Below are 10,032 nucleotides of genomic sequence, written 5' to 3' on the forward strand. Positions count from 1 at the left end.
TCTTTTATCATGAACGAGGATACTATGTTAGAAAAAAATCAAATCGTAGAAACGACCATCGTTGACCTTTCCTACGAAGGCGCTGGCGTGGCTAAAATTGACGGTCAGGTCGTCTTTGTAGACAATGCTCTGCCAGGAGAAAAAGTCAAAATCAAGATTTTAAAGGTCAACAAAAAAATCGCCTTTGCCCGTGTGGAGGACTGGCTCAGTCAGTCACCCCATCGCAGCACAGATTTTAACAAAACCTATCTCCAAACTGGCATTGCTGATTTTGGCCATATGGATTACGAGACACAGTTAGCTTATAAACAAAAACAAGTTGCTGATAATCTATACAAAATCGCAGGGATTAGTGACCTAGAGGTCGCCCCAACCCTCGGTATGGACTCCCCTTATGCTTACCGCAACAAGGCTCAAGTACCAGTCAGACGGGTAAAAGGTCAAGTTGAAACGGGCTTTTATCGGAAAAATTCGCATGACCTGGTTCCGATTGAGGATTTTCTCATCCAAGACAAGGAAATTGACCAGCTGATTGTTTTTGTTCGTGATCTGCTTCGCCGTTTTGATCTCAAACCTTATGATGAAAAGGAGGAGACAGGCCTGATCCGTCATCTTGTTGTCCGCCGTGGTCACTATACAGGTCAGATGATGTTGGTTTTTGTGACCACTCGTCCGAAAATCTTTCGGATTGACCAGATTATCGCCAAGATTACAGAAGCCTTTCCAGCTGTGGTGTCCATCCAGCAAAATATCAACGATAAAAAGACCAACGCTATTTTTGGCCCTGACTTTCGGACGCTCTTTGGTCAAGAGACCATCACAGATAGGATGTTGGGGAATACCTATGCTATTTCCGCCCAGTCCTTTTATCAGGTGAATACAGAAATGGCCGAAAAGCTCTATCAGACCGCGATTGATTTTTCAGACCTCAGCAGTGACAGCCTTGTCATTGATGCCTACTCAGGTATCGGCACGATTGGCCTCTCCTTTGCCAAACAGGTAAAGGCCGTCTACGGGGTCGAAGTCATCCCAGCAGCCGTTCAAGACGCGCAGAAAAATGCCCGAGAAAATGGCATCACCAATGCGCACTATGTAGCTGATACAGCTGAGGCTGCCATGGCCCAGTGGAGCAAGGAAGGCATCCGACCCGATGTCATTATCGTGGATCCGCCACGTAAGGGACTGACCGAAAGCTTTATCAAGGCCAGTGTTGCCATGCAAGCAGAGAAAATCACCTACATCTCCTGCAATCCAGCTACCATGGCGCGTGATATCAAGCACTATCAAGAACTAGGTTACCGCTTGAAAAAAGTTCAACCCGTTGACCTCTTTCCACAGACGCATCATGTTGAGGCAGTATCACTGCTTATACGAGCTGATTCATCAGCGAAGTAGAAGGAGATGTTCTGCCCATGCGATAGGACTCGTAGAAAGAGGAGATAAAGTGACGAAATGATACGTTAAGTCCGAACCGCTGAGGCAGTATCACTGCTTATACGAGCTGATTCATCAGCGAAGTAGAAGGAGATGTTCTGCCCATGCGATAGGACTCGTAGAAAGAGGAGATAAAGTGACGAAATGATACGTTAAGTCCGAACCGCTGAGTGTGTTTCTCTGTTCGTGAAAGCCTAGAATCTTTTGATAAATTGCAGTAATGAAATGCAAAGAAGTGTACCGCCTCCAACTGTTAGACACAAAAGCTCTAACGGTTGGAGGCTTTGTTGTTCGATTTGCTGATGAGGGCTTGCTTGGGTAATAGCTAGTGTAAATCTTAGACAGAATGAGTATCGCCTTTTCAGCGGTTCTGATAAGCGAGAATCCTCGTCGGGGCTGGTAAGCTTATGTGTGTGCATTCCTTGACTTCAATTGGCTAAGAAGATGATAGGAAAGGCAGGTTTAATCTTAAAGAGGCTTTTCATCTTGTGCACAAGCATGGTATACTGAGACCTAGAAAAAGTGGTAGGACTGGGGCGATGATGATGCAACATAGCCTAGCGCGAGAGGTGAGAGGGCCAGATAATGGAAAAACAACTGCAAATCATGGGAAAAGAACGGCTGGGCGCCTTTATCGATGCGGTTTTAGCTATCGTCATGACGCTCTTAGTACTGACCTTGGACAAGCCAAAGACTTATGATTGGCAAGGACTTTGGGGACTTCGTATCTCTTTTTTGGCTTATAGCTTGACTTTTTTTCGGTTAGGTATGTTATGGGTCAATATTCATTTTTTCTACCACCTCATCAAACAGGTCAGCCAAAAGACGGTCTGGTCAACACTTGTGATGCTCTTTTTTACGTCATTTTTCCCTTATACGACCCAGTTGTTAGCGACGCATTTTCATAATGGTGTGATGCAAGCTTTTTATGGGATAATCTTTCTTGGCATCAATCTCTCTGTTTTGTGGTATTTTCGGACACTTGATGAGGTAAACGAGAATGCTAAACTCCATGAATTGACCAAGAGACGAAATCAGTGGATGGCCTGGGATATAGCTATCAAAGTGGTCGGGCTCCTCTTGTCTTTAACGGTTTTTTCAGAAGGCGTCATCCTTTCGGATATGATTGCCTTGATAGTCATCGTAGTGCCAAGACAATTGAAACATTAGGACAGGCATTAGTTTGGCCTTTTTCAGCGAAGGCTTGTTAGATTAACTTAAAGCCTGTCAGCCGGAGGACTTGCATTAGGCTGTGGAGGTAGACTTTCATGGCAAAAACAAGCTTTTAAACGGTTAGCCCAGGGTTTTATGGAATAAAAAGAGGGAAAAATATTTTTCTTAGACGATGTCGGGTCTTTATCGGCGAGTCTGACGGCCAAGCCATCAAGCAAGATTATGGGTTTTGGGGCGCTGGTTTAAGGTCTATTTGCTGTATGAACAGAACACCCCAGTTCGTTTGGTCAAAATAAAAATGTTACGGTCAAGGAAAAGTTAGCCTGCTTTACTAAGCTGATGAGGCCACCCGTGCCGATTTAGCTGAGAGCCTGAAAGGAGACGGGGAATGTGTCAGCCCTATCATGTAAAAAAGGTAATTCTATCAAGGGTTGCCTTTTGGACTAGCCTATGATTTTTATGGTCTGCCTGTTTTTCTTTCTTGTTTTCCTATCTCTTGTGACCTTGGTGGTATGCTATAATAAAAGCGAGTCGATGGCGTCACTGCCTAAGTATAGTTGCGGAGTCGAAAACGCTTAAAAAAGCTGATCTTAGTGCAAGGCTAGCCTTATGTTGTCTGGAGCTATTAGGGGCTTAAAAGAGGATAATGGATGTTACTGGATTTTGAAATCGGTGAAACGACTTATGCGTTTGCTAGTGATATTGAGACTGCTACACATCTGTCAGAGCTTGAGTTGGCAGAAGTGGTTTCTCAACTGGATGAGTCGTCTGCTTTGCTTGCGCAGTTGACACCAGACTGTGATAAAACGGACTATATCTTAGCGGCTTGCAGTGGGGTGCTATGTGGGGTGATGGCTATTTTCCTTGTCGGAGAACCAGGTGACTCCCCCATCGGAGAACTGACGGATCACTGGTTTGAAAAACGCACCATGGGGTTCGCAAAACTTTGTGGTTGGGACAATCAGAAAAACGATTCGGCTTCATCGGCCATTCGCTTTTTAGAAAAGAAATTCAAAATTCCTTATGATCAAAGAGGGGCCGGCGATGCAGCCAGCTGGGTTTTTGATCTTAATCCGAAAAACCACCATTTTAAATCCCTTGGGCACAATCCAACATTATTGGGTTTGTTCTTTTCCATCCTAGACCAATTTTCCAATAGTTCTCATTTTGTTTCTGGAGGTGAGTTGATCTCGCTAGTAGAAGCAGATAACACCTTCCAACTGCGAGGTCTTGACCTGCCAAGTAAACTCTTTAGTGGTTTTATCAATTGGTTGGGCCATCTGATGTCAGATATCTCTGGTTCTTCAGGTGGCAAAGGCAGAGGGATGGGGATACCATCGCCATTGTGGAGCTGGACGAACGACCTTATTGCTATCAAGAGAAAATTACATATGCCGCTTGGAAGCTTTGATAAAGCGATGAATGAGCTGGCATTAGAGATTTATAAGCAAGGATATGATGTCAGATTCCAAACCAGCCAAGTGATACCCGTTTTGGTCAATGAGCTAGTGGTGAGAAGTCTCTACTCAGTTAGGCGGTTGCTGAGCTATTTTTTGGGGCATGACGATAAGGACAGTTCTTTTACTTTGTTGTGGCAGTCATGTGAGCCTTTTGCCAATGCGACAGTCAAAAGGATGCTGACGGTCGCCCATGCCTCCTTTTGCGCGGTCAATGCTGGCGATGCCTTGGCACGCGGTTTCATGACGGGGGCGGGTGGCTTCAATCCTGTCACCTGCTGTATGCGGCTGAATATTGTAGGAGTTGGCAGATTTGCCATTTCCTTGTATGGTGAGGTCGACAGGGCTAAAAAAATCCGCTCAACCAAAGAAGAAATGGTTGTTTTAAGACAAGAAAAGCTAATCCTTACTGACTATGTTGACGGACTAAAAACCTTAGCAGAAAGCTATGATGACAAGGACTTGCTTTCCTTCATAGAAGAACTCAAAGAGAGCCATTGTGACATCAAAGCATTTGAAAAATCGACAGCATTGGCGGAAAAAAGAAATGTGTCAGAACACCAGATTTTAAGACATAAATCAGATATTGATGCTTATTTTAAAGGAGACCACTCGTCATGAAAGCGAAAAAGCAAACGAAACTTCAACAAGCCCAGGAGAAAGAACAAGCGGCGGTCAATCAAACGAATAAACTTATTGCAGTGCTTGGGGAAGAAGGGAAAGACATGTATGAGACCCTCACCAGTATTCAGGAACTCTTCGATAAAATTCGGCATGTCCCTAGTCATCAGTGGTTACACTATGAAGCCCTTAAAGAGAAAAAGTTGACATGGAAAGCACAAACTGAAAAAATTGAAAAGTTCTACAGGAACGCTGTCTATAAGCATGTAGGGACAGGCGTTGGGGGAGTTGGTCTGGGCGTTGGCCTTGTCACGATGGGACCAACTGTAGCTATGGGGACGGCGACGACATTTGGAGTTGCCTCAACAGGCACAGCGATTTCTACCTTGAGTGGTGCAGCGGCTTCCAATGCGGCGCTGGCCTGGCTTGGCGGTGGGACTCTAGCAACTGGTGGCGGTGGCATGGTCGCTGGTCAGGCGCTTCTTGCTTTAGCAGGTCCAGTTGGCTGGACTATTGCAGGTAGCACCATTGCAGCGAGTGGACTCCTTTTGTGGAAGAATCTTAGCCAAAAACAACAGCTAGAAAACATTTATCTAGCGATTTATCAAAGGATTGTCAAATCCCTTGAATTGGCTATTGTTGAACTTAAAGAACGCATCAATCGGATGAAAAATGAGCAAGTTTTTTTACGGGATGCTATTGAAGAAATGCAAACATTTGGATTCGATTATGATGCGATGACTGAGCAAGAACAGTATACGCTTGGGTCTTATGTCAATCTCATGCATTCATCCACTCAGCTTTTGGTTGACCCTATTAAAGGGTTAGTGCCCAAATTTTCGGAGGTAGATTTTGAGGACTTTGTCGCTTGGAAAGAGAGACAGGCAAAGACAGCTACTTGTGATGCTTTTAAGAATGTGATTATTTACCTTGCCAATAGCCTTTATAAGATTGAACTTGATGACACTAGCGTCAAGCTCTTGTGGAAATCGCTTCGAAATGATGAAAACTTTCTCAAAACATGGAACCTCACTGAGAAGACATTTGATAAAGCGGTTATAGGGGCAGCGATTGAAGCTTTGCATTTTAAGTATGGTAACTAGTCAGTGAAAAAATATGGCTAAAAAAAAGAGCACATCCGTCTGGGTGCTCTTTTATGTTAGTTGCGTTACAGCTTTTTCATAGCGGAATTTTCTAGTGAGAGGACTGTCTTTCACCTGCTCAATTGTGAAGATAAAGTAGTGATTGCGGTGATCTTTAGCATTTTCTTTATTGAGTTTAAAATAATTCTTTCCTGATTTTGCCATGGCAAGCAGGATGTCATCGGTTAAGAAAGTGAGGGGAGTGTCTAAGGCAGAATAGCGGTAGAAGTCCGATTCGAAGCGACGATAACTGTCGCTAAAATAATCCAGTTGGAGTTCGTTGCGATAGGCTTCAAGCTGACTCATGCGCCACCTCCTCTGCTAATGCGATACGGTTAATCGCTTCTAGGGGGAGATTGTAGTAGCCTGTCTGGGTTTTTAGCAAAATAGCTAGCGGTGTCATCTGTGCAATAGTCCCTGTATAGGAAATGCAGGCCTTCTTTTCAGAGACTTCGATGCAGGCGGGCCATTGATTGGCATAAATCTGACTGAGGAGCAGGTGTTTCTGCTCAGTCGTCAAGTCAGACCTAGAGTGTTTTTTGTCGGAATCCTCGAGAAGTGCTGCATGGTGCTCGGATAGGAAAAAGCCCATCCACTTTTGCATCTTGACATCTTGGTAATCCCTTGCGGATTTAAAGGGGAGATAAGAGCGGTCAATCATTTCAATCCCTCCAAGCCACCAGCGGAGTGGCCTCCTATTAGTTTACTGCGTTCCTTATTTCTGGAGCCATCGGTTAGGACAGTTCCTTTTTGAATAGCCAAAAAACCAAAGCGGTCTCTGATCGTGTCAATGGCTGTTTGTAATTTGTCTTCTTTTTCGATTTGCTCAACATCATCAAAAAGGGATAACAAGCCGTAGCTGGCATCGACAAAACCACTGTAGGATACGCCAATCTGTCTGACAGCTCCAGAACGGTATTTTTGACGAAATAGACTCAGGACATGGGTCACCATGGTTTTGGTCAAGTTGGCAGGTTCAATCTTCATCTGCGCGTGAATGGCTTTTCTTCGCTCAACCTTTGAGTAACCAATATGAATAGCTACGACGGTGGCCTTTTGCCGTTTTTTTCTCAGGCGGTTCGCTACCTGTTCAGCCATTTCTGCCAAGACGATTTCGATTTCCCTTTGTTTGTAGTAGTCACGGGGCAAGATTTGCGAATTGCCTAAGCCCTTTGATTTAGGCTTATAGGGCTCGTGAACATTGCTTTCATCCACCCCATTGGCATGAAACCACAGTTGGACACCTATTTTACCGAAGGCTTGTTGGAGCTTATCGGGATTGGTATTGGCCAGTTCCTTGATGGTCGTGATACCTAGTTGATGTAATCGTTTTTCCAGTCGCCTGCCAATTCCCCAAAAATCAGTCAAGTTGGCAATAGCCCAGACCTTGCTTTCGACATCTTCATAAGACCAGTTGGCCCGCATGGTGGCTGTTTTTTTGGCTTCATTATCCAAGGCCAATTTAGCCAAGAGAGGGTTGGCATTGCTCATACCAATCGTTGAGATGATACCTGTCTCTCGCCAAATGTCTCGCTGAATAATAGCAGAGAGGTTATCGAGTTTGGTTTTGCGTGAGAGACTTTTATCGGGGATGAAATAATTGAGGGAAGCGGTGAGGTCGATAAAACCTTCGTCAATCGAATAAGGTAGAATGTCGTTTGGGGCAGCATAGGCTTGAAAAACGTGCTGGATGTCTAGATTTTTCTCGATGTAGCGATCCATCCGCGGAGGCACAATCAAGGTCCTTTTTGCCCAATGTTCGATGAAGGCCTTGTAAGAGGGCGTAATGGCTATGCCTAGCTTTTTAGCATTGTGATAGTTGAACTGACGCGTCTTAATATCAAAGGGCAGGTCATAGGAACGCCCAACATTTTTTTTACCAAAGACTTTCTTGAACATGGGAGAGGAGGCAAGAATGAGTCCGGCAGCATTATCGGCACGACTCATCACGCAAAGAGAGGTGTGCAGTGGATTGAGGCCACGGTCGACACACTCCACCGAAGCGTAAAAGGATTTCATGTCGATAAAAGCGATATCTGATTTGGGTTCACGAGAATAGTCGATATAACCCATAAGGTTTATTCTCCTTTCACAGGCATGAAATGGCCAACCACTTTACCAACAATGCGAAAGTCGTCATCGCAAGCGATAAAGCGGTCGGGGTTACCAGTTTTGTTGATAGAGACCATACGAAAGCCATCTGCAAGCTTGTAGAGTTTTTTAATGTAGGTCTGGTCATTCCAGACGAGGGCGTAGACTGCTCCATCGTAGTCAAAGCCACTTTCAGCAATCAGGGCCACTTCGCCATCTCGGTACTTGGGAGACATGGACGTCCCTTTAATCCATGTGGCTATGTCGTAGCCATGAGGTTTTTGGCTAGCGTAGACCGTGCATTTTTCGTACTCGTCAGCCAAACTCTGACCAGGTCCTGCAGACAAGGCGATAGCATCCAAAACGTCTACAGGGTAAAGCGGGACAATCTGACTGTCGGCATCCTGCTGTTTTTGCAGTAAGTCATCCACATATCCTTCAGCCAAACGCTTGTTTGCGTCATTGAGTTGGAGGAAACTGGTCACGATAGGGTATTCCGATTCGAAGTAAGTCTCAGGGACATCAAAAATAAGCGCCAGGTCCGTCAGGTGTTTCTGGTTGGGTTTTGCACGTCCGGATTCCCAGCTGTGATAGGATGACCGATTAATCTTGAGGAGGTCTGCCAGTTGGGTTTGTGATAACTTTTTTGCAAGCCTTTTTTCCTTTAGGCGTAGGTGTGAAAACATAGCAATCCTCTTTTGTTGTTTTATAAAACAACATTAGTATAGCACAAGAAAAATTTTTTGCAAGCCTTTTGTGTGTCGTCTGCTTGCGTAGCTTGTGGCTTGTTTTGGAGATTTTTAGCGGTGAGAAAGGGTTTTACGTTGAGGAATGGGAATGGAGATGATATAATGAGAGAATAGTCAAATATAGTCAAAGGAGTAAGGGCTGTGAAAAACACGTCTGATAGTATAGAAGCCTATATCAAGCAATTGATTGCTCAGACAGGTTTTGCTGAAATTCAACGCAGTCGCTTGGCGGATGATTTTTCGGTAGTGCCAAGTCAGATAAATTATGTCTTAAAAACACGTTTTAATGCCAATCAAGGGTATTTGGTTGAGAGCAAGCGTGGCGGTGGGGGTTATATCCGCATCGTGCGGGTTGAGTATTCGGATCAACATCAATTGGTTCAGGAAGTCCTAGAGAGCATTGGCCAACAGATTAGCCAGACAGTTTTTATGGATATTATCCAATTACTCTATGAGCGGCAAGTATTGACCCAGCGTGAAGGCACTATTTTGTTGGCGGCAACGACAGACGATATCTTAGGCGAAAATGCTGCCTCGCTTCGCGCAAATATGTTACGTGAAATTTTACAACGCATTGATAGAAAAGGATAAATTATGGTAGAAATGTCACCTAAACTCAGCCGCCTGTTTGAGCGGGCGCAATTTGAAGCCATGTCTTATCAGACCAGTCATTTGGAGACCTGGGAAATGTTATTAGCCATGGCAGAAGCGACGGATTCTGTTGCTGGCCGAGCCTTGGCCGATTTTGGCGATAAAACACAGGTAGACCATTTGCGCCATTTAGCAGAGCGCGTAACAGGCTACAAGATAAGTAAAAAGCCACAATTTCCACAATTTGTGACGCAGTCGCCACGTCTGCAACTCATTATGGAAAAAGCGCGTGGCATTGCAGAGGTTACGCATAGCAGTGAAGTGGGAACAGAGCATGTTCTCTACGCGATGCTATTAACTGGTCACAATACCGCTATTCAAGTTCTTCTAATGGCTGGTTTTTCCCTCAAAGACAAGGGAGAAAAGGCAGAAAAGGATTCGCTTTTACGTTTACGACAAGCCATTGAACGCCATGCAGGTTTTGACAAGGAAACCCAAAAGGCTATCCACCAATACATCAACCCACGCAAAAACACCAACAACATGATGGCCAATATGATGGGTGGGCCACAGACACCTGTCGGAGAACTCTCGGATTATACCCGCGATTTGACCGCTATGGCGGAAAAAGGCCAGTTGGAGCCTGTCATTGGCCGTGATAGTGAAGTGGGTCGGATGATTCAGATTCTCAGCCGAAAAACGAAAAATAATCCTGTCTTGGTGGGGGATGCAGGTGTCGGGAAAACAGCCTTGGCTTCTGCCTTGGCCCAACGT

The 10,032-nt window shown here is 44.9% G+C and carries 9 protein-coding genes and 1 pseudogene; 6 read left to right on the top strand and 4 right to left on the bottom strand.

Annotated features, from left to right (window positions below):
* The first annotated feature begins 24 nt into the window (after window positions 1-24).
* The 4 genes from rlmD to STRDD12_RS00800 all read left to right on the top strand — a co-directional run bounded on the left by rlmD (window position 25) and on the right by STRDD12_RS00800 (window position 5,788).
* On the top strand, window positions 25-1,395 hold the full coding sequence (rlmD, locus tag STRDD12_RS00785) for a 23S rRNA (uracil(1939)-C(5))-methyltransferase RlmD (protein ID WP_066916162.1): 1,371 nt from the start codon (window positions 25-27) through the stop codon (window positions 1,393-1,395).
* Window positions 1,396-2,019: 624 nt separating this feature from the next.
* Entirely contained in the window at window positions 2,020-2,604 is a 585-nt protein-coding gene (locus STRDD12_RS00790) for a TMEM175 family protein (protein WP_066914000.1), read from the top strand.
* A gap of 653 nt (window positions 2,605-3,257) precedes the next feature.
* Window positions 3,258-4,685, top strand: coding sequence for a hypothetical protein (locus tag STRDD12_RS00795; protein ID WP_066914008.1), 1,428 nt, complete (start codon window positions 3,258-3,260; stop codon window positions 4,683-4,685).
* Complete coding sequence (locus tag STRDD12_RS00800) at window positions 4,682-5,788, top strand: hypothetical protein (RefSeq protein ID WP_066914010.1); 1,107 nt, start codon at window positions 4,682-4,684, stop codon at window positions 5,786-5,788. The genes STRDD12_RS00795 and STRDD12_RS00800 overlap by 4 nt, the downstream gene beginning before the upstream one ends.
* A gap of 51 nt (window positions 5,789-5,839) precedes the next feature.
* Here STRDD12_RS00800 and STRDD12_RS00805 read toward each other — a convergent pair whose 3' ends face one another.
* From STRDD12_RS00805 to STRDD12_RS00820, 4 genes are read right to left on the bottom strand one after another with little or no spacing between them, the layout of a single operon-like run.
* Window positions 5,840-6,133, bottom strand: coding sequence for a DUF5960 family protein (locus STRDD12_RS00805; RefSeq protein ID WP_066914012.1), 294 nt, complete (start codon window positions 6,131-6,133; stop codon window positions 5,840-5,842).
* A complete protein-coding gene (locus STRDD12_RS00810; protein WP_066914017.1) occupies window positions 6,120-6,488 on the bottom strand; it encodes a hypothetical protein in 369 nt (122 codons plus the stop codon). Before STRDD12_RS00810 ends, STRDD12_RS00805 begins: the two co-directional genes overlap by 14 nt.
* A complete protein-coding gene (locus STRDD12_RS00815; RefSeq protein WP_066914018.1) occupies window positions 6,485-7,900 on the bottom strand; it encodes a Y-family DNA polymerase in 1,416 nt (471 codons plus the stop codon). The genes STRDD12_RS00810 and STRDD12_RS00815 overlap by 4 nt, the downstream gene beginning before the upstream one ends.
* Before the next feature lie 5 nt (window positions 7,901-7,905).
* Window positions 7,906-8,604 carry a LexA family transcriptional regulator gene (locus tag STRDD12_RS00820; RefSeq protein ID WP_066914019.1) on the bottom strand — a complete coding sequence of 233 codons (699 nt, stop codon included), beginning with the start codon at window positions 8,602-8,604 and terminating at the stop codon, window positions 7,906-7,908.
* Window positions 8,605-8,787: 183 nt separating this feature from the next.
* On the opposite strand from STRDD12_RS00820, the gene STRDD12_RS00825 reads away from it, so the two are divergent.
* Both STRDD12_RS00825 and STRDD12_RS08535 read left to right on the top strand, forming a co-directional pair.
* Window positions 8,788-9,258 carry a CtsR family transcriptional regulator gene (locus STRDD12_RS00825; RefSeq protein WP_082753026.1) on the top strand — a complete coding sequence of 157 codons (471 nt, stop codon included), beginning with the start codon at window positions 8,788-8,790 and terminating at the stop codon, window positions 9,256-9,258.
* A 276-nt stretch (window positions 9,259-9,534) separates the two neighbouring features.
* A pseudogene (locus STRDD12_RS08535) lies at window positions 9,535-9,660 on the top strand (Clp protease N-terminal domain-containing protein); the annotation flags it as partial.
* Window positions 9,661-10,032: the final 372 nt, after the last annotated feature.

Origin of the sequence: Streptococcus sp. DD12, assembly GCF_001578885.1 — a bacterium.
Classification (GTDB): domain Bacteria; phylum Bacillota; class Bacilli; order Lactobacillales; family Streptococcaceae; genus Streptococcus.